At 69.8% G+C, this 19,448-nt stretch carries 17 protein-coding genes and 2 pseudogenes; 9 read left to right on the plus strand and 10 right to left on the minus strand.

The window, feature by feature from the left end:
* Positions 1-235: 235 nt before the first annotated feature.
* Positions 236-1,573, minus strand: a complete 1,338-nt coding sequence (locus OH768_RS22055; protein ID WP_406456131.1) for a hypothetical protein — start codon at positions 1,571-1,573, stop codon at positions 236-238.
* A gap of 176 nt (positions 1,574-1,749) precedes the next feature.
* Here OH768_RS22055 and OH768_RS22060 point away from each other — a divergent pair, with 176 nt between their 5' ends.
* The 4 genes from OH768_RS22060 to OH768_RS22075 all read left to right on the plus strand — a co-directional run bounded on the left by OH768_RS22060 (position 1,750) and on the right by OH768_RS22075 (position 3,963).
* Positions 1,750-2,172: a DUF6325 family protein gene (locus OH768_RS22060; protein ID WP_406465397.1), complete on the plus strand. Its 423-nt coding sequence runs from the start codon at positions 1,750-1,752 to the stop codon at positions 2,170-2,172.
* A gap of 29 nt (positions 2,173-2,201) precedes the next feature.
* The gene (locus tag OH768_RS22065; RefSeq protein WP_406456133.1) at positions 2,202-2,489 is read left to right on the plus strand and encodes an SHOCT domain-containing protein; all 288 of its coding nucleotides are present in this window, start codon (positions 2,202-2,204) and stop codon (positions 2,487-2,489) included.
* A 403-nt stretch (positions 2,490-2,892) separates the two neighbouring features.
* On the plus strand, positions 2,893-3,312 hold the full coding sequence (locus OH768_RS22070; protein ID WP_406456135.1) for an SHOCT domain-containing protein: 420 nt from the start codon (positions 2,893-2,895) through the stop codon (positions 3,310-3,312).
* A 366-nt stretch (positions 3,313-3,678) separates the two neighbouring features.
* Positions 3,679-3,963 (plus strand): hypothetical protein, encoded by a 285-nt coding sequence (locus tag OH768_RS22075; RefSeq protein ID WP_406456137.1) that lies wholly within the window; start codon positions 3,679-3,681, stop codon positions 3,961-3,963.
* A 593-nt stretch (positions 3,964-4,556) separates the two neighbouring features.
* Here the strand turns inward: OH768_RS22075 and OH768_RS22080 are convergent.
* Positions 4,557-4,817 (minus strand): annotated as a pseudogene (locus tag OH768_RS22080) (aminotransferase class IV); the annotation flags it as partial.
* Positions 4,818-4,976: 159 nt separating this feature from the next.
* Positions 4,977-5,141 (minus strand): hypothetical protein, encoded by a 165-nt coding sequence (locus OH768_RS22085; RefSeq protein ID WP_406456139.1) that lies wholly within the window; start codon positions 5,139-5,141, stop codon positions 4,977-4,979.
* A 96-nt stretch (positions 5,142-5,237) separates the two neighbouring features.
* On the opposite strand from OH768_RS22085, the gene OH768_RS22090 reads away from it, so the two are divergent.
* Both OH768_RS22090 and OH768_RS22095 read left to right on the plus strand, forming a co-directional pair.
* Positions 5,238-5,453, plus strand: a complete 216-nt coding sequence (locus tag OH768_RS22090; protein WP_406456141.1) for a hypothetical protein — start codon at positions 5,238-5,240, stop codon at positions 5,451-5,453.
* Positions 5,454-5,819, plus strand: a complete 366-nt coding sequence (locus OH768_RS22095) for a transposase (protein WP_406456143.1) — start codon at positions 5,454-5,456, stop codon at positions 5,817-5,819.
* A 189-nt stretch (positions 5,820-6,008) separates the two neighbouring features.
* Here OH768_RS22095 and OH768_RS22100 read toward each other — a convergent pair whose 3' ends face one another.
* The 5 genes from OH768_RS22100 to OH768_RS22120 form a co-directional block, all read right to left on the minus strand.
* Complete coding sequence (locus tag OH768_RS22100; protein ID WP_406456145.1) at positions 6,009-6,479, minus strand: hypothetical protein; 471 nt, start codon at positions 6,477-6,479, stop codon at positions 6,009-6,011.
* A gap of 110 nt (positions 6,480-6,589) precedes the next feature.
* Positions 6,590-7,273, minus strand: coding sequence for a hypothetical protein (locus tag OH768_RS22105; protein ID WP_406456147.1), 684 nt, complete (start codon positions 7,271-7,273; stop codon positions 6,590-6,592).
* Positions 7,270-8,922 (minus strand): polyprenyl synthetase family protein, encoded by a 1,653-nt coding sequence (locus tag OH768_RS22110; protein ID WP_406456149.1) that lies wholly within the window; start codon positions 8,920-8,922, stop codon positions 7,270-7,272. Before OH768_RS22110 ends, OH768_RS22105 begins: the two co-directional genes overlap by 4 nt.
* Positions 8,915-10,000 carry a hypothetical protein gene (locus OH768_RS22115; RefSeq protein WP_406456151.1) on the minus strand — a complete coding sequence of 362 codons (1,086 nt, stop codon included), beginning with the start codon at positions 9,998-10,000 and terminating at the stop codon, positions 8,915-8,917. The genes OH768_RS22110 and OH768_RS22115 overlap by 8 nt, the downstream gene beginning before the upstream one ends.
* A 181-nt stretch (positions 10,001-10,181) precedes the next feature.
* Complete coding sequence (locus OH768_RS22120) at positions 10,182-12,065, minus strand: serine/threonine protein kinase (protein ID WP_406456152.1); 1,884 nt, start codon at positions 12,063-12,065, stop codon at positions 10,182-10,184.
* A gap of 616 nt (positions 12,066-12,681) precedes the next feature.
* Here OH768_RS22120 and OH768_RS22125 point away from each other — a divergent pair.
* Positions 12,682-13,296, plus strand: coding sequence for a hypothetical protein (locus OH768_RS22125; RefSeq protein ID WP_406456154.1), 615 nt, complete (start codon positions 12,682-12,684; stop codon positions 13,294-13,296).
* 20 nt (positions 13,297-13,316) lie between these two features.
* Entirely contained in the window at positions 13,317-14,180 is an 864-nt protein-coding gene (locus OH768_RS22130) for a choice-of-anchor K domain-containing protein (protein WP_406456156.1), read from the plus strand.
* 383 nt (positions 14,181-14,563) lie between these two features.
* Here OH768_RS22130 and OH768_RS22135 read toward each other — a convergent pair.
* A pseudogene (locus OH768_RS22135) lies at positions 14,564-14,845 on the minus strand (transposase); the annotation flags it as partial.
* Between the two features lie 785 nt (positions 14,846-15,630).
* On the minus strand, positions 15,631-16,314 hold the full coding sequence (locus OH768_RS22140) for an alpha/beta fold hydrolase (protein WP_406456158.1): 684 nt from the start codon (positions 16,312-16,314) through the stop codon (positions 15,631-15,633).
* 143 nt (positions 16,315-16,457) lie between these two features.
* Here OH768_RS22140 and OH768_RS22145 point away from each other — a divergent pair, with 143 nt between their 5' ends.
* Positions 16,458-19,190 (plus strand): AAA family ATPase, encoded by a 2,733-nt coding sequence (locus OH768_RS22145; RefSeq protein ID WP_406456160.1) that lies wholly within the window; start codon positions 16,458-16,460, stop codon positions 19,188-19,190.
* The last annotated feature ends 258 nt before the right edge of the window (positions 19,191-19,448 follow it).

Consider the following 19,448-nt stretch of genomic DNA (forward strand, 5'->3'; position numbering starts at 1 on the left):
TGCCGATGGCGATGACGATGGGCGTCGGGGGGAGGATTGACCGCTCTGATGCGTGCAGGCCGTGCCTGAGGCGTCGCTGCGCCCAGGGCACACGGGCCACTGCTTCGGGGCGTGCTCCGACCCGGGTCGTGCCAGAGGGGCATACAAGCTTCCCCAACTCAACGTATCCCTGAAGGCGGTTTCCGGCGAGCCGAGGCGATACGGGCCTCGTACGGGCTCTCTGTCCGACTACGCGTCAGTGAGCAGCCGCGCCGGCCGCCGAGTCAGGAGGCTCGGCGGAGCCGCTGTCCAGGAATTCGCGGATCAGGAAGCCCACCAGCACGATCACCGTGGTCCACACCACAACCATCGTGGTCGGGTAACTCCAGGTGAACAGGACGACCGCGGCGACCACCAGGATCGCGACCCCGATCCACCACTTGAAGCGGTGCACGAACCGCCCGACCGCACCCAGGCGAAGCCCTCCCGACTCCGCCACGTCGCGCAGGGCGCCGATGCTCCCGCGGCAGCCCCTGCGAACGAACACGGCGACCCGGGACGGCCCGCTGAGAAAGGCGCCGAGCGCGGTGATGAGGGCGACGGCACCGAGCGCCCGTACACCCGCGCGCAGGAATCTGATCAGCGCGTCGTACACCGCTCCGGCGGCGGCCGGGGACGCACCGGAGGGTAGATGGTCGAGGTAGACGTCACGGAAGACGGTGAGTGTGATCCCCAGGAACAGCATGGCCGCGAACACCGCCAACGCGGCCCCGATCAGCGCGTGCCGGCGGTTGAACGCGGTGTACACACCCGCCGCGGCCACCAGCAGGGCGATGACGGGCAGCCAGCTGCCCATGATCTCCAGGACCCTCATATAGGTCTTGATCCTGCCGATGTCCTTCGACTGGACCACCACGAAGTCCGTGTGGACATCCGGGATCTTCGCAGCCACTCCCAGGCCGGCACTGACAAGCCGCTCCTTGACCTGGGCCACCAGCGGTGCCACGTCGATGGCCACCTGGTCGTTCTTCAGCGAGACCGCACCGCCGCCCTCGCCCGTCAGCGCCTTGTCGACGGCCGAGTGCACCCTGCGGTTGCCCTCCACCCAGACCGTCTCGAAGGCACTGCTGGCGACCACCCGCTGCACCGTGCCGCTGACCAACTGCTTCAGACCGCTCGTGATCGGCCCGTCCAGGCTGCCGACCAGCTGGGCCGCCCTCGGCGGCACGCCCTTCGCCGACACGGCGTCCGTCAGCTGCTTGACCAGCGCGTTCACGTCGATCTGTGCCAGCACCACGTTGGTGACCCGGTTGGTGACCGCCTGCTGCACATCCGGATCGGAGGCCAGCGGACCCACGGTGGCGACGTAGCGGTCCGTGTCCCGCACGATGCTGTTCGCCCAGACCGCGACGACGGACAGCAACGACAGCAGGGCGGCAAAGAGGATCAGCAGGACCGAGCCCGTGGACCGTAGCCGGTGATGCCGCGCCGCCTCCGGGCGAGCGGCACTCTCCAGGGCGCCCACCCGGTGCCGCAGTTCATCGAGTTCGCTGCGCTCGCGGGCCGAGAGTTGCTCGTCGCCATCGTTGCTCATGGGCACAAGAAGATCCGCACGGTGCAGCACACGCGACCCGGGTGGGCCCGACGGGTGAGTCCGCCACGAGGTGCGACCGCCGTGGTCCGGTGATGCAATGGCATGGGGGAAGACAGTCAGAGCCCAGAGGTGACGCCGTGAGCGACGCATTCAATGAAGTCGACACATCCGGCGAGATGGGACCGATCGACTACCTGGTCGTCGAGTTTCCCGGTAACCGAATGACCGGCGAGGGCCTCCCCCTCCTGGTCGACCTGGTGGACCGTGGCCTCATCCGCATCCTCGACCTGACGTTCATCCGGAAGGACGCCGACGGATCCGTGGCCGTTCTGGAAATCGGCGATCTCACCGGCGACGGTGCACTCGACCTGGCCGTCTTCGAGGGAGCGTCCTCCGGGCTGCTGGGCCAGGACGACCTCGATGAAGCAGCCGCCGCCCTGGAGCCCGGCAACTCCGCGGGCGTCCTGGTCTACGAGAACCTGTGGGCCGCGCCGTTCGCCGCCGCCCTGCATCGCGGCGGTGCCGAACTGGTCGCCTCCGGAAGAATCCCGGCGTCGGTCGTCATGGCCGCGCTCGACTCGACCGAAGCCACTTCCTGAAAAGCAAGGGAGTGAGAAGGGAGACCATCATGCCGGGTCTCATCCGAGGAGTCGCCCGCACGGCCGTCGTCGCCGGGACGGCCACCGCCGTATCGAACCGCGTGTCCCGCCGCCAGCAGGGGCGATGGGCCGCCCAGCAGGGATACGAGGAGCCCGCGCCGCACCCGGCATACCCTGCTGAGTCGCCCGCGGCTCCGGCGGCCTCCGACATGACCAGCAAGATCGAACAGCTGAAGCAGCTGGGCGAGCTCAAGACCCAGGGCGTCCTCACGGAAGCGGAGTTCGAGGACCAGAAGCGCAAGCTCCTCGGCTCCTGACCGCGCCACGGCGCGGGCTGGGTCGAACGCCGCCGCTCCCGGTCCCTTTCCAACAACTCCCTGCCTCATCGGCGTTGGCGTGTTGCCGGCACGCATCGCGGCTCTGGTGGCCATGGATGCCTCCGCCCCCTCGTACCTGCTCAACGTCGGCAGAAGCCGGCGTACCGCTGGAGAAGATCCAGGGGAATGCTCCTGGCGATCGCCCGTGGTGGGCAGCGCCTGGGTGGTTTTCCGTCGCCCGCGCCATCGGCGAAGCCTTCGGGCTGGAACTCCCCGCCGATGAGGAGCAGTGACGACCGGTCCGGCCGGGGCGACAGACCCCGGCCGGGCTCAGCGAGGATCCGCCGGACCTTCCCCCGCACGCGACGGAACCTCGACACGGACGAAACCAACAGGAGAAGCAATGGACAGTTACGTGAACCTGGCCTACGACTACCCGGTCCTCGGAGCCTTCTGGACGGTCATGTGGATCTTCCTGTGGGTCATGTGGATCTTCCTGCTCTTCCGCGTCGTCTTCGACGTCTTCCGCGACGACTCCATGAACGGATGGGCCAAGACGGGATGGCTGGTCTTCACGATCGTCCTCCCCTTCCTGGGCGTCTTCGTCTACGTCATCGCCCGGGGCAAGGACATGGGCAGGCGTGAACAGGAGCACGCCAGAGCCAAGTTGGAAGCAACGGACCGCTACATCCGCGAGACCGTCGGCACCACCGGTCCGGCCAGCGAGGCGGACCAACTCGCCAAGCTCTCGGACATCCGCGCCCGCGGCGACATCTCCGACGAGGAGTTCCGCCAGGCCAAGGAGAAGGTCCTCCACCCGTAACCGCACGCTACATAAGCAACATCAGAAGGGAAGAGCCCGGAGCTGCCCAGCCATCTGCCCGCGGGGTCGACGGTGCGGTCGCCGCTGTTCCGTGCAAGGCGCGCCCATCGGTCCGAGAATGACGAGACAGGGCGCCGGCTGTGGAAGGGGCCGGGTCGGCGGTAGGGCCCAGGGGCGGCAAAGAGCCCACGCAGCTGCGACGGCAGCGCACTCGCGCGCCAACGGCCGGCATGGGGAGCGGAGTGGTCTCTGGCGCCGCTCGCACGGTCCGCGTCGTCCAGGACATGGTCAACCCACCCGGTCGTGTAAGGCGTCCTGAGCCTTGGTCGGGATGCGAGCTGGCTCCCCCCGTTGGATGGTGGAGTCATGAACCAACAGCACCACCGCTCCCATCGGACGATCGACATCGACACACGGCTCGTCGCGACCGGTGCCGTGCTCACCGCGGCCGGTGCCGTGGTGGCGTGCGCCGGCCTGGCCATCGGGGCCTTCGCCGTGTTCACGGCAGGTCGGCGCATGATCCGCGACATGGACGTGCCCCCGGCCCAGCAGGCGGCCGCGAAGTGGCAGCAGGCCAAGGAGGCGTCCCGAGCGGGTATGACGGCGTGGCAGTCCGCGTCTGACGCCCAGAACGGGTCGCTCGCCCGCTAGTGCGGCGAAGCCACTCCATCCACCGGGTCCCGAGCCCGGTGTCGGTGGAGCGATGTCTCCTGTCGGGGCTACACGGGGTCTCCGGACCGCCTCCGTAGGCGAGTGAATCGAGGCTCCCCCTGTGGACCAGGTGGGCGCGCGACCGGCTCAACGTGGCCGCGCCGGCGAAGACTCACTGGTCAGGCCGATGCAATGCGTGCGCGATGCGTGAGCCGACGGTAGAGCAACGGCCATCACGAGCAGGACCAAGCAACATCACGGATTCCGTCCCACTCCTAAAGCGGTGTCGCAGGTTCGAATCCTGCCAGGGGCGCCAGTCACACTGCGTATTCCCGCAGGTCAGGGCCATCAACGGCCCTACCTACGGAACTACCTCTGGTGCACAGCGAGTCAGCCACCGAGGAAGATCACCTCTCTTGTGCGGCATGCTCAAAAGTGGCATTGCCGTAGGTGGGGGGCGCGCCTTAGCGGTTTTGGGACCCCCTGGCGAGGTGCGCAGGTTCGAACCATACGGGGTAGCTGGCAGCAAGCACTTCCGTCACGCTCTGCCATACCGGCTGTTCAGGGATGCGTACCGACGCCGGACCGAGCCCCACAGCTGTGGCGGTGCCGCACGCGCAGACTTCGGAGATGGAGCCGTCTTCGGTGCCGCGCCGCCACTCGTCCACGGAGATCCGGTCCTCCGCCACGCCGTAGCCGTGGTCCGCGGTCAGCTGCAGGAGCGAGGCACGGGTGACTCCGGGAAGCAGCGAGCCGGTCAGGGACGGCGTGACGACGATGGCGCCCTTGCCGGTGCCGCGTACGAAGAACAGGTTCATGCCGCCCATCTCCTCGACCCGGCGGCGCTCCCAGGCTGTCCTCTATTCGGCTTCAAGGTCGTCCGCTGCCCGGCGGGCGAGGTGGTTCCGGATGAGCGCCCCTTCCTAGGTGCGTGGGATGCCGAAGCGGCGGGGCGAATATGGGGCGACAGCTTTCCACCTCGAGTCCTCCAGGGGAGTCCACTCCTATGGATGTCAAGCGGCTTCAGTGAGGTCGCTTTGAGCGGTATGCCGGGTGACGGTGCGGTGGTCGAGGAAGCGAATGAGGACGCGGTAGATCTCGCGGGCGACGTGGCGCTTGAGGCAGCGCATGATGTCCTTCTTCGACAGTCCCTGCTGGGTGCGCCGTTCCACTCCCATCCCTGTCTCCTCGAGTGCAAGGCGGGCTGCCCGTGATCCTCATCGGTATCGACCCCCACAAAGTCCTCCCACACCGCCGGCACCTTCCGCCAGCTGATGCGCTGGTGCGAGCAGTGGCCCGAACGCCGCTTCGCCATTGAAGGCGCCCGCGGCCTGGGCCGCACACTCGCCCAGCAGCTGGCCGCCGCGGGCGAGAACGTGGTGGACGTGCCCTCCACACTGTCGGCCCGAGCCCGGCTGCTGGCCACCGGCGGCGACCTAATGGCAGACCTGCGCCGCCTGGACCGGCAGGTCAAGGACAACGAAGCCTAGATGCGTGACGCTCTCGCCGCGACCCGCACCACGCTGACGGCCCTGCCGGGCCTGGGCACCGTGCTGGCCGCCAAGGTCATCGGCCACGTTGGCGACATCAGCCGCTTCCCCACCGAGCATCACTTCGCCGGCTGCACCGGCAGCGCACCCTTGGACGCCTCCAGCGGCAACAATGTCCGCCACCGGCTCAATACCGGCGGCAACCGCGCGCTGAACTCGGTGCTGCACGTCATTGCCATCTGCCAGATCCGCGACGGCGGTCGCGGACAGGACTACTACCAGCGCAAGATCGCCGAAGGAAAGACACCGCTGAAGCCCGCCGGGCCCTCAAACGGCTGCTGTCCAACGTGGTCTACCGGATCATGAAACGAGACCAACGGGACCACCTCGCTCAGGCCGCTTGACACACAGAGGCGCTATAAGGTCACGAGCGCCCGTCCGGACACGTGCGAAGCAGCTCCTCCGAGCGGATCGACAAATCCCGAACATGACAGTCGAGACGTCGGTCAGTCCGTGAGTCAGACCCGCCGGAGAAGCCATGTCACATCCTCACTGTCAGTCCTCGTTGGGGTCGAGGACGCGGCCCTTGAGCCTGACGGGGCTGGCGGCGCCCACCCGGAGCTCGCCGTCGGTGTAGCGGCCCGGCGTCGCGCCGTCGATGGCGGTGACCTGGGCCCCGTAGCCGAGGCACTCCTGGTTGGTGGACAGGTACGGGTTGTGGGTGAAGGTCAGCGTGCGGCCTCCGTCAGCGAGAGTGCCCTGGGTGGTCTTGAGATTGCCCTTCGCCTGGAGCGTGTTGACGTCGTGGTAGGCCCAGGAGAGCCAGCCGGTGAACACGAAGCCCGTGGGTGCCTTGAGGGTGAAGGTGATGTCGCCGGGGTTCACCGGGTCCGGGACGGTGTTGAGGATGCCGAAGCTGAGGTGGGCAGGCACCCCTCCCGGTGCGTCCTCGACGATGCCCTGCTGGAGGATGTACAGCTTGTTCTCGGCTCCCGGCTTGACGGGTGCCTGGGTCTGCGTGGCCATGATTTTCCTTCCGTAGGTGAGTGGTTTCCGCATGGGCGGATCCGCCGGTGGCGGGCTTGGGGGGGTGGGCTCGCTCATGGGCCGTCGGGACCGGAGACGGACGCCTTGAGCTAGGTGGGGGGCGTGGTGGCGGTGGGCGCGTTGTCGGCCAAGAGAGGGCCGAGGACGACGAGGGCACCGAGGGCGATGTCCTCGTAGAGGTAGAACCCCGCTTCCAGGGGCGGCAGTTCGTCATCGGCGCCCTCGCCGTCGGCGTCCGGGGCGGTGTCGTGTCCGGTGCCGTTGCCGGTCTCGCCCTGGGGTGCGGGCGTGCCGAGCAGGTCGGTGAAGTCCTGCGTGGCGCCCTGGAGGGCGGCGCGGGCGGTGGTGGCCAGCAGGCGCAGGGGGAGGTCGAAGGCGACGGCGGTGCGCTGGCCGGGGATCGGTTTCGCCGCGGCGGAGTCCTCGGCGGTGGCGGCGGCGACCCACTGCACGGGCAGGGTGCAGGCGGAGATGATCCGCTCGGCGGACATCAGGGGCGGGGGGTCGCCGTGGACCATGAGGTCTTCCCACTCCATGAGGTCGAAGAGGAACTGGCCGCCCTTGTAGAGGGGCCAGGGCCGGACCGTGTCGAGCAGGACGCGGGCACGTGCGGGTTCGCGTTGGCGCAGGGACAGACCGTGCCGGGCCAGGGTGCACAGGCACTGGCGCAGACAGCTGTTGACCTGGCCGAGGAATCCGAACGCCCGGTGGTCGGTCGGGGTCAGCGGGCCGGTGGCGGTGGGATCGGCCGGCGGGGGTGCGGTGGTGGTCACAGTGGCCTTGAGGTGACGTAGTGGGCGATCTGCCGCAGGACGGCTTTGCCTTCGTTTTCGGGGATGACGCGCAGGTCTTCTTCGAAGCGTGCGATGCCTTCGGCGGCGAGCCGGTCGGCGAGGTCGGTGGCGTACTCGATGGATCCGTGCCGCCGCATGGCGGCGAGGAGTTCCTCGGCGTGTTGCTGGGTCTTGTCGACGCGGCGTTGGCGCAGGACGTCGAAGAGGCGGGGGCGCTCGTGGGTGTAAGCGGTGCGGAAGAGGTGGATCAGCATCACCGTGCGCTTGCCTTCGAGCAGGTCCCCCAGGGGTTCCTTGCCGTAGAGGGCCTCCTCGCCGACCAGGTTCAGGATGTCGTCCTGGATCTGGAAGGCGATGCCGATGAGGCGGAACGCCTCGTCGAACCGGCCCAGTACGGCCGGGTCGGTGACGCCGGCGCAGACGGCGCCGATGCGGCACGGGCTGATGCAGGTGTACCAGCCGGTCTTCTTGGTGCTCATCGTGAAGTAGGCGTCGTCGGCGTCGGGGACGACGTCATGACGGATCCAGCCCAGCTCCATGGCCTGGCCCTCGATGGACTCCCGGCACATGTGCACCGCCTCGTGGATGAGGCCGAGGGTGCGGACCAGGCCGAGTGTTTCGAGGTTGGACAGGACGGCGTCGACGGCGAGCAGGTTCAGCCCGTCGCCGACGTTGACGGCCAGGCCCAGGCCGTGTTCCTCGTGCATGGTCGGCAGGCCGCGCCGGTGCGTGGACTCGTCGGCGATGTCGTCGTGGACGAGGAAGCCGTTGTGGAACAGCTCCAGCGCGGCAGCGGCGCGTACGGCGTCGTCGGGGCGACCGCCGAAGGCGGCGCAGGCCGCGATGGTCAGGGTGGGCCGCAGTCCCTTGCCCTGCCGCGCGGGATAGGAGCGCATGAGGTCGTACAGCTCGGCGCGCGGCTCGCGGTCCGGCAGCAGCCGTTCGATCTCCTCGTTGGTGCGCGCCCGACACCGGCGCATGGTCTCCATCAGGTCCGCGTCACGGACGGTGTCCTCCAGTGACCAGCTGGTGCTGGTGTGTCCGTCCCAGAGCAGGCGCGGGGCCCTGACGGTGGTGTCGCCGATCAGTGCGGGCGGTGCGGGCGCGTCCTCGGGGGAGCGCCGGGCGAGGAAGTCCAGCGCCGTCCAGTCGACCGGCTCGGCGGCCGGCTCCAGGGCGGCGGGTGCCGCACTTCCCCACAGCTGGGGGGCCTGTTCTCGGTAGGCACCCCAGAGTTCCTGCATGCTGCGCAGGCCCGCCGCGCGCTGGGACAGCAGCGTGAAGGCCCGCCACACGGCGAGGGTGTCCTCCTGGGAGCCGCGGACGTCGAGGCTGTCGGGAAGGACCTGGTCGACGGGTGGGCGCTGGAGGTCGAACAGCAGGTTCATGGCGCGGTTGTCGAAGGCGACCTCGACGTCGGGATCCGGGCAGCGGTCCTGGCGTACGACGATACGGCTGTGCCGCGCGGTGAGCGTGGCGTGGCTGCCGTCGTTGAAGTGCAGGCCGAGCCGGATGCCGTGCAACTGGTCGGCGGCTGCGGCGAGGATGGCCGGCGCCCGGTCGGACAGGGCGGCGACGGTCTCGTCCAGCAGCCCGGCACCCGTGAACGCGGGCATGGTCTCAGTCATGGGCGCCACCGGCGAACTCCACGATGCCCTTCGTGTGAAAGCCGATACGGCGTCCGCCGACCCGGCCCTCCACCGTGCACGGGCCGAGGGTCTCGTGCACGCTGAACGGGTGCAGGCTCGTCTCGGACGGGTTGGCGATCCGGCCCGCCGTGTGCGAGCGGAAGTCGAGGACGAGACGGTCGTCGCCGAGCCGGGCGGTGATCAGCAGCCGGCCGGGCACCTCGGCCATCGGCGGGGTACCCAGCACGTCCGCCAGCGGCGGTACCAACGCCACCCGGTCCCGGTCCAGGCTGCCGCTGACCGCGACCCGCAGGTTGCGGCGCGGAAAGTGACGGATCATGCGTCCGTCGCGCCACAGCATCACCGACCCGTTGGCCGCATCCGCCGGACGCGCGGGCTGGATCAGGGTGAAGACCACGGCCGAGGGCGGAGCGGCATCGGCCGGGCCCGAAGGGTCGTTGACGAACCCGAACACCCAGCCCCCGAGCGTGGGCCAGGCCCACCGGCCGCGTACCCGTTCGTGGTAGCCCAGCAGGGACGTCTCCGTGGCCGTGCCGTCGCCGTGCCGCAGGGTGCCGGTGCCCAGGACGCCGGGTTCCGACTGCCACCGCAGGTGCTCGTCCTCGCCGAAGGGCGCGCACTGCGAGGTGCAGGGCCTGCTGGTCCGGGTCAGCCGTACGTCGGCCGCCGGTGTCTCCGACCGGGCCGCCACCCGGAACGTGCCGGACTCGCCGTGCGGATGCGGTAACCGGAATGCCGACCAGGGCAGTTCGGGCTGTTCGGCGTTGAACTGCGTCGCGCTCCAGCCGTGCCCCTCCTCGTGGAGGAGAAGGATCGCCATGTGCTGTCCCTCGGCTGCCGTTCCGGTGCCGCTGCGCCGTCCGGTGGCCGGGGCGCCCGGATCCGCGAAGAACGTGCCGGTGGAGGACCCCAGGACGGACAGGTTGGCGATCAGAGCCTGCCGGCCGCACCGGGACAGGAACGCGTAGTGCAGCCACTTGCGGTCGAGCGGATGAGCGAGCGGGGCATGCGGGAAGGGGCCCGGAGGCCCGAGCCTCGGGAGGGTGGGAGTGGACACGTTTCGAAAGCTAACCCACCGTGGCGAATATGTCACACGCAGTAACGTTCACGCGGGTGACCCGAACACACAAAAACGTTTACTTGCACACGGGGGGTTTGAAATCGCAAAGAGCCGCCTGTGGCGGAATGTCCGCCACAGGCGACTCAAGGGCTCGCGCCGGCTCTCGCCTCGGTTCTCGCTAATCCTCGTCGTCGCCGAGAACGCTCGCTTTCAGGCGCACTTCCGGCTGGCCCGCGATCACCGCTCGTCCGTCGGTGTAGCGTCCGGGCTCGGCGTCCGTCCGGGCCCGGACGCCGAGGGTGTAGACCAGAGCCGCCGCCGGATTGCCGGGGGTGTTCAACCGGGGTTCGTCCGTCACGGACAGCAGCTTGCCGTCCTCCCGCACCGTTGCCGTCGGCTCCGGGGCGGCGACCACGGAGCCATCCACGCGGTAGTACGCGCACGTCACCCGGCCGTCGAAGACGAGACCCGTCGGAGCGGTGAAGCGGTGCTCCACGCGCTCGGGGGCCCAGGGGTCGATGGATGAGACCCGCACGTGGATCAACTCGCTGCCGCCGCGCGGGATTTCCACTCCGACTTCCTGACGGACCAGCAGCCGCGCGGTGGCGGCGGCCCCGTCTCCGTCCTGAGCACGGCCGGCTTCGCGGTCCGGCCCAGGTTTCCCTTCCGGCTCCGGCTTCTCGTCCGGCTCCGGCTCCAACTCCGGCTTCCGGTCCAGCTCCGGCTCCGGCTTCCGGTCCGGTTCCGGCTTCTCGTCCGGCTCCGGCTCCAACTCCGGCTTCCGGTCCAGCTCCGGCTCCGGCTTCCGGTCCGGTTCCGGCTTCTCGTCCGGCTCCGGCTCCGGCTTCTCGTCCGGCTCCGACTCCGGCTTCCGGTCCGGCTCCGGCTCCGGCTCCAACTCCGGCTTCCGGTCCAGCTCCGACTCCGACTCCGACTCCGGCTCCGGCTCCGGCTCCGGCTCCGGCTCCGGCTTCTCGTCCGGTTCCGGCTCGGTGGCCTGGGCGGGGGCGGCGGTGAGGGGCAGAGCCGCGATGCGGTGGTGGAAGTTGTCCGCGACGAGCAGCCGCCCGGCCGGGTCCACGGCGAGACCGCACGGATAGGCCAGCGAGGCGCCGACGACGGTATCCGCCGTATCACCGATCTCGGCCGCCTCACCGGCCGCTGGATCCGGCCCCGCGACGACGCGAGCCGCTCCGTCGGCCAGCCTCCACACGCAGTGTCCGTTCATATCGGCGACGTAGACGGCTCCCTGGGCGTCGACCGCCACCGCGCACGGGGCACTCCAGTCGACCGCCGTGGCGCCGGCGCTCGCGTCCGGCGGTCCCGCCAACACCCGAAGAATCCCGTCCGAGCCCAGCAGCAGCAATCGACGGCCCACCGGGTCGGCGATGTACAACTGCCCCGCCGCGTCGGCCGCGAGACCGGCGGGCAGGAACGCCTCGCCGGCGTCGGCCGCACCGGAGCCCCCGGACCCTCTGGATGCCGCAACGACCGTGCTGATGACTCCGTCGCCGCCAATCCTGCGCACCCTGGGGCTGCCCGCTTCGCCGACGTACAGCGATCCGGCGCCGTCCACGGCCAGGGCGCACGGGGCGTCCAGCCGGGCGCGGTCGGCGGGGCCGCCATCGCCGTCGCCGCCGCGGGAGCCGTCTCCCGCGACGGTGTCGATGACGCCCGAGGGGTCGATCCGGCGGATCCGGTGATTCATCTCGTCGGCGATGAGCACAGCCCCGTCCGCGTCGACCGCGAGGGCGGCCGGAAAGCCCAGGCGGGCCCGCACCGCCTCCGTGCCGTCCCCGGCGAAGCCCCGCAGCCCGTCCCCGGCGACCGTCGTCACCACGTCGGAGCCGTCGATCCGGCGGACCCGGTGGTTGGCATGGTCGGCGATGAAGACAGCCCCCTGCCCCACGGCCACATCCGCGGGGAAGGCCAACTGCGCTTGCGGAGCCGGCCGCTCGTCGCCGGAGAATCCGGAGGTGCCGTTTCCCGCCACGGTGACCAGCAGGTCGCGCTCGTCCGGCGAGACCGTATCCCGCCTCCGAGCCGCGGCCTTCGCCGTCACGCCGTCACCATCCGGCATCGTCGCAGTGGGGCATCGGCGGCGTCCGTCACCTTCTGCTTCCACGGCCTCGTCTCCCGCATGTCCGTCTCCTTCCGAGCCGTCGTTGACATCCCCCTGCATACCGGCCGGGTCAGCCCCGCAGGAGCAGCGCACCGAGCGCTCCACCCACACGAGGGAGGACCCGCTGGAGACGGGCGGCGGGTCCGGCCGTGCAAACGGCCGCGGGCACCTACGGCTTCGGCGGGCGCGGGGCTGCTGTGCTCCGCATTCGTGCGCCCCCGCGTGCCTCAGCTCCACTCGAACAAGTGACGCGGAATCGATCCTGCATTCCAAACGGGGGAACGACGGCATACCGCTCGCGGGCCCGGGCTAACGATGAACGCGGATGACGGCCCGGTGCGTGCCGTCATGACTGCGCAGCGCCCCGGCCGAAGCCGCCGACGGCGTCCCGCGTTCTGTCTCTCGGACACCACTCTCATGGCGTCCCGTGCTCCGTGAGCAGCGCGGCGTGCCGTGCCGTGCCAGGCCCTGCCCGTCGCCTGCGGGCCGGGGTGATCCGCGCCAGGACGTCCCTTTTCACCGCATGCTTCGATCACAGCCCCAGGAGGACTCGGAGATGGCCACTGAAGTGCAGTCCGCGAAGAAGGAAGCCTACAAACGGGGAGAGGAACAGGGGCGGGCCGACGCGCTCGCCGGACGCCCGCACTCCGACCCGCCGCGCGACGGCACCCGCGGGGAGAAGGACCATTACGCGAACGGCTATGACTGGGGCTACGAACAGGGCCGTGCGCAGAAGCTGGACCTCGTGGTGTGGCAGGAAGGCGGAGTCGAGGACGCCCCCGGTGGCCTCGGCACCACCATCAACATCTGCGTCCGTACGCCGAACTGGAGCGAAACCGTCGACGCCGGTGAACGGGAGCACGTCTTCACCGCCCCCACCGGATTCCGCTGGAACGGCATGGTGGGCGCCCAGTACAAGCGCATGGACCAGACCACAGGCGGCAGCCTGCCGCCCGTCCAGGCCAAGGTGAGCGAGGACGGGCGCACGCTGACCTTCACCTACCACGTGCACTTGAACACGGCCGACCAGGACAAGGACTGCATCGTCTACACCTGCGGTCTCGAAGCCGTCGACGGCGCCAGGATCGGCCGCTTCACCGACGGCGTCGCCCAGATCGCCACCGCGCCTCCGGCCAAGCTCAAGGCCGAGGTCATCCAGGACGAGGACTGAGAGAGCAGGAGTCAGACACCATGACCACAGTCGTCACCTCCGGCGTCTTCCCGTCCACCACCCCGGCCATCTCCCCGGTCGACGGGCTCGGCACCGCCGACGTCAGGTGGGGCAGCAGCGGCTCCCAGAGCGGGTACCAGTTCCGCGGTTCGGCCGCGGACGTCCAGCTCGACGGCACCGAGTTCGTCGTCGGTACCTTCGTGCACCGCAATCTCCCCACCAACGTCAGCCCGAGCCAGTTCAACGTCATGCTCGCCGTCAACGTCATGTTCGAGGACGGCAGCACGACCGATCTGAACTTCGCCTTCCATCACAACGAGACACCCAACAGCACCGGCAGCAGTCCCGTGGACGACGACCTGGTCGACCTGCAGGAGTTCATCCACCCTCAGCCGGTCACGATCGACGGGAAGCAGTACAGGGCGGTCCTGAGCGGGTTCAAGCGGGGCGGCCAGATCGTCCGGCAGTTCCGCAGCCCCGAGGGCGGAGTCAACTTCGCCGAGGTCGTCTGCATGTTCGCCTTCGACGAGCCGGACGTGATCATCTCCGACTTGCGCTACCTGGGCAACGGCACGGGCCAGCCCGACGAATACATCGAGATCTTCAACAAGGGCGGCGCGCCCCAGGACCTGACCGGCTGGGTCGTGGAGTGCAAGCCCACCGGGCACGCCTACGCCTTCCCCCCGGGGACAATCATCCAGCCCGGTCAGCGCTACCGGGTCTACACCGACGAGGTCCGCCAGGAGTCCGGAGGATTCTCCTTCGGCTCCTCCGAGCAGGTCTGGCGTGATGAGGGCGGCATCGGCCGCCTGGTCCACGACGGCTTCGTCGTGGACCAGTACGCCTACCTCGACAAGGGCTTCAACAAGACCGCGGCGCCGTAGCGGGTCCCCGCCGACCCTGCAGTGACCGGTGAGGCCGAAGCCGGCCTCACCGGTCATCCGGTCGTGTACCGACTTGCCCGGCCGGTGACTTGCACGTGCGCAAGCACCAGCGCCGCGTCAGAGAGGCGCCGGGCAGAACGGATCCGGCACACATGACGCCGGGAAACCCCGTGAACACGTGAGAACTACGGAGGGATGTTTTCCCAGGCCAAGCGCACCACAGTCGGCATTTCCACAGGTCACAGCCCTGCCCTAGGGAAACCCCTAAAGCGGGTGTCGCAGGTTCGAATCCTGCCCGTCCGTCGCCACTGTCTGAGAACAGCCCGACGGTCGCGTCCGCCGAGGTGGTGTATTGACGGCCACTCGGTGATCTCGTTTTGAGGCTATGCGGTGAGTTCGGTCGGGACGACGGTCTCGTCGGTTTGTGACTCGATCGGGTGGAGGCGGGTCTTGGCGAGCAGGTCGAGGCCCATGTAGCGGCGGGCCTCGGTCCACTCGTCGTTCTGCTCGGCCAGCACCGCGCCGACCAGGCAGATCAGGGCGGTGCGGTCGGGGAAGATGCCGACCACGTCGGTGCGGCGGCGGATCTCCTTGTTGAGGCGTTCCTGCGGGTTGTTGGACCAGATCCGCCGCCAGATCTCGCGCGGGAACGCGGACAGACCGAGACCGCCCACGCCATTGGCCTGAGCGACCGGCAGACGATCAGGCCCATCGTGCTGCCCAAGATGATCCGCAACCTGCTGCCCGTCCTGGTGACCCAGCTCATCAGCAACCTGGAAGAGTCGGCCGGCACCGGCGGGCGGTGGGCATTGTCCAGACGCTGGGCAGGCGGAAGTGTCCATGGTCATGCCGGTACTGCGGGCCTCAGGTGAAGTGGAAGAAGCGGACTGCTGCGGTTCCGAGACCAGGTCCGCCCATTGACCGTGGGCTGATCGACCTCCGTCATGTCGACGCAGAGGCCGTCCTCACCATCGGCGACGGGTTTCTTGTAGGCGTCGCCGATGGCGAGAAGTTCGTGCGTCACGGTTGGCATCCTGCGGATGCGCGGCTACTTCGAAGCGTCTTCGACCGTCTCGAAGATGTCGGCGTCGGTCTCCTTCTGCCAGTCGGGCAGGTCGGCGACGTGGCCGGCTTGGGGTCTTCGAAGTGCTTGTACATACAAACCACGCACGTCGAAGGGCCCCACCGTGAACGGTGGGGCCCTTCGACATCGTGCCCGGTGAGGCACTGGCGGAGGATACGAGATTCGTACTCGTGGGGAGGTGCCCCCAATAGGCTTTCCACCTGTTCGTCCGGGAGGCCGGAGGGGTTCAGCACTGTCCTGACCTGCGGCGGAACATATCCAGTCGGCCCAAGTGGACCCGCGCGAACGCAGCCGAGTGCAGCCTGAACTGCAACCCTCCCGCTCCCCGTCCAACCTCTCTCGTCATCAGCCTCACGGCCGATCCGGTCATCCGATCGCTGCAGCGGCCTTCTTGATCAGGTCGGCGACGACGTCCGGCCGCGATACGTAGATCGCGTGGCTGCCGGGTGTCTCGGCGACGGTGGCGCCGATGCGCTGGGCCATCGAGGCCTGCGCGGCAGGCGGGATCATCCGGTCCTCGGTGACGTGCAGGTACCAGCTGGGCTTCGCGTGCCAGGCGGCCTTCGTCACCGTGCCGCCGAGCGCGTCCAGCCCCCAGGGCACCTGCGAGTCGGCCATGAACGCCGCCTCCTGTGCGGAGACGTCGGCGGCGAACGCTTCGGCGAACTTGGCGCGGTCGAGGAAGAGGTAGCCGTTGACCGGCGGCAGGATGGGCGGCTGCGGCCCGTCTGCCGGGAACGTGCCCAGGAGTGTGTTGACCGACTCGCCCTGGTCTGGCGCGAACGCCGTGACATAGACGAGCGCCGCGACCTTGTCGTGGTTGCCCGCCTCGGTGATCACTGCACCGCCGTACGAGTGACCGACGAGCACGACCGGGCCGGCGGCGCGGTCAAGGACGTCGAGGGTGACCGCGACGTCGTCGGCGAGCGACTTCGTCGGGTTCTGCACGATCTGCACGTTGAAGCCGTCGGTGGTCAGTGCGTCGTAGACTCCGCGCCATCCGGCGCCGTCGACAAAGCCGCCGTGCACCAGGACGATGGTTGCACTCATGATGTCTCCTTCCGGGTCTGGTGGACGACTGCGAACCTACGAACGTGAGGGACGCGGCGAATCAGTCAGATGACGGTCCTCGGCGGCCCGGACCGGTTCCCGCTCCGGGCCTTCGCCCGACGTCGGCGCTGTACAGTCTCAACATGCCGGGGTGGAGGTCGAGCAGACGGCTGGTGGGGCGTGCGCGCGAGGTGGGCATGCTGCAGGCCTTCGTCGACGCCGTGGCGACGGATGGCGGCTCGCTGCTCGTCGTCGGCGAGGCCGGCCTGGGCAAGACCTCACTCGTCGATGCCGCGGCTGCCCACGCCGCGGAGCTCGGCACCCGTGTCCTGCGCGCGTCCGGCGTCGAGTTCGAGGCCGAGGTGAGCTTCGCCGGGCTCCATCAGCTGGTCGCTCCGCTTGCCGCCGAACTGGCCGCGCTCCCACCCGGTTCCCGGCGCGCGATCGGCGTCGCCGTGGGCCTCCTGGAGGGGTCCGCGCCCGACCGGCTCACGCTGACGAACGCGCTGCTCACCCTGCTGGCCCGTGCCGCCGACGAGACCGCCTTGCTGATGGTGGTCGACGACCTGCAGTGGCTCGACCGGGCGAGCGCCACCCTGTTCGGCTCCCTCGCACGGCGGCTGGGCGGCACGGGTATCGGCCTGCTCGGCGTCGTACGGACAGGCGAGGGCAGCGTGTTCGAGGATGCCGGACTACCGGAGATCGCCATCGGACCGCTCGACGACGACGCCGCGACGGTCCTTCTCACCGAGGCGTTCCCCGAGCTGCCGCCACGGGCGGCCCGGCAGGTGCTGACCGAGGCCCAGGGCAACCCGCTGGCGCTGATCGAGCTTCCGGCGCACGTGGGCCCGAGCGCCGCCGAACCTCCGCTCGGCCGCACGCCCGTCGGCCGACGGCTGCAGCTCACCTTTGCCCGGCGGATCGACGCTCTCCCCGCCGGGACACGCGACCAACTGCTGCTCGCGGCACTCGACGGGACCGGCGAGCTGTTCCCGGCGATCTCGGTCGCCGAGCTCGAACCGGCCGAGCGCGCCCGGCTGATACGCATTCATCCGGTCACCCGCGGCGTCCGGTTCCGGCATCCGCTCACCCGTTCCGCAGTCGTCGCGCTGTCGACCGGGGAAGAGCGGCGCGAGGCGCATCGGCGGCTGGCGGGACGGCATCCGGTCGGCTCCGAGCGGCGCGCATGGCATCTCGCGGAGGCCGCGTCAGGGCCGGACGAGCAGACCGCGCAGCTGCTCGAAGAGGCGGCGCTGAAGACGAAGGGGCGCGGCGACCCGGTGGGCGCCATCGGTCTGTTGCTGCGCGCGGCCGAGCTGAGCCCGGGGCCCGACGAACATCACCGCCGCGTCATGTTCGCGACCTACCTCGGCGCCGACGTCACCGGGGATCTCACCGACCCGCGGGCCCGCGTCACCGAACGCGGTGGACACGGCCGAACGGTGGCAGCCGCCGTCGCCGCTGCGGCCTACCTGGTGAACAGCGGGGGCGACATCGACACCGTCCACCGGCTGCTGCTCGGTGCGCTGCGCAACGTCGGCCTGCCGATCACGGCGTGGGATGCGCCGCTCGGCGAGATCGTCTACGTCCTGCAGGCGAACTGCTCCTTCGGGTCCCGTGCCGAGTTGGCGGACGACTACTGGGCGGCCCTCGACCGGCTCGGCCCGGAGGCCCCGGAGATCCTGGCCCTGCTCGGCAACACCTTCTTCGAACCCGCGCGAAGGGCAGGGCCGTCGCTCCCGCTGCTCGACGAGGCGATCGCCGGCATCGACGAGCAGGCCGATCACGCCCACGCGGTGCGGCTGGGGATTGCGGCGCTGTACGTGGACCGGATCGCCGGATGCCGCAGCGCACTGTGGCGGGTGGTCGAGCACGGCCGCGGGGGCGGCGCGATCGCATCGGCGATCAAGGCGCTCGTGCTCCTGGGGTTCGACGGCGTGCTGAGCGGCGACTGGGACGGCGCCCTGGAGCTGGCCGACGAGGGGCTCGCCTTCACGACCCGGCATCACTACCGGCTGCTCGGCGGCTTCCTGCAGTACGACCGGGCGATGGTCGCCGCCGCCCGCGGCGATCGGGAGACCGTCCGGCGACTCACCGACGACCTGGTGGCCTGGGGCGCGCCGAACCGCATCGGCTTCGTGCTGCAGCTCGCCGCGCACGCGAGGGCCGTCGACGCGCTGGGCAACGGGGAGTTCGAGACCGCCTACCGTCACGCGGTCGAGATCTGCTCTCCAGAGACAGTGCCTGCCTACAAACCTGCGGCGCTATGGGTGCTGCTCGACCTCGTCGAGGCCGCCGTCCGGGCGGGGCGGACGGCACAGGGACGGGCGCACGTCGCCGACATCCAGCGATCAGGAGTCGCCGACCTCTCGCCCCGGCTCGCCCTGATCGTGGCGGGCGCGACGGGCATGACCGCCCCGGCTTCGTCATTCCGCGAGGCGTTCGACTCCGCCCTCGCGACCCCGGGAGCGAGCCGCTGGCCGTTCGCACAGGCACGGATCCGGCTCGCCTACGCCGAACGGCTCCGCAGGGCGAAGTTCACCACCGAGGCCAGACACCAGCTGACGAACGCACTGGACACGTTCGAGCGACTCGGCGCCGTCCCGTGGGCGGAGCGGGCGCGCGCCGAACTCCGGGCAAGCGGGATGCCCACCGCCCGTCCGGCCGTCAGGCCGAGCGTCCCGCTGACCCCCCAGGAGCGCGAGATCGCCGAGCTCGCCGCCGCCGGCCTCACGAACAAGCAGATCGGCGAACGGCTCTACCTCTCCCCACGGACCGTGAGCTCCCACCTGTACCACCTGTTCCCCAAGCTCGGCATCGGGTCGCGCGCAGCGCTGCGGGACGCGCTCGGACAACTGCCGTCCACGAGCGCCTGAGCAGGCGCCACAGCCCGCAGGGAAATGCCACGTGGCCCGGGCGGCCGGAGCAGCACCTCCGCCGGCGCGCGGGAACGGCGTCGGCCCCGGCGCCCGGATCCGGCGGCGACCTCCGCTGGCATCCTGCCGCAGCAGGTTCGGGTGGCTGCAGCCCTACGCACACACTTTCACAGATGCAAGGCCGCGGACCGGGGCGGTGGCGGCCGACCGGTGGTGTCGATGGCGTCCAGCAGCGGCCTGAAGGCCGTGGTCTCGTTG

The sequence above is a fragment of the Streptomyces sp. NBC_01622 genome (assembly GCF_045209635.1).
Lineage (GTDB): Bacteria > Actinomycetota > Actinomycetes > Streptomycetales > Streptomycetaceae > Streptomyces.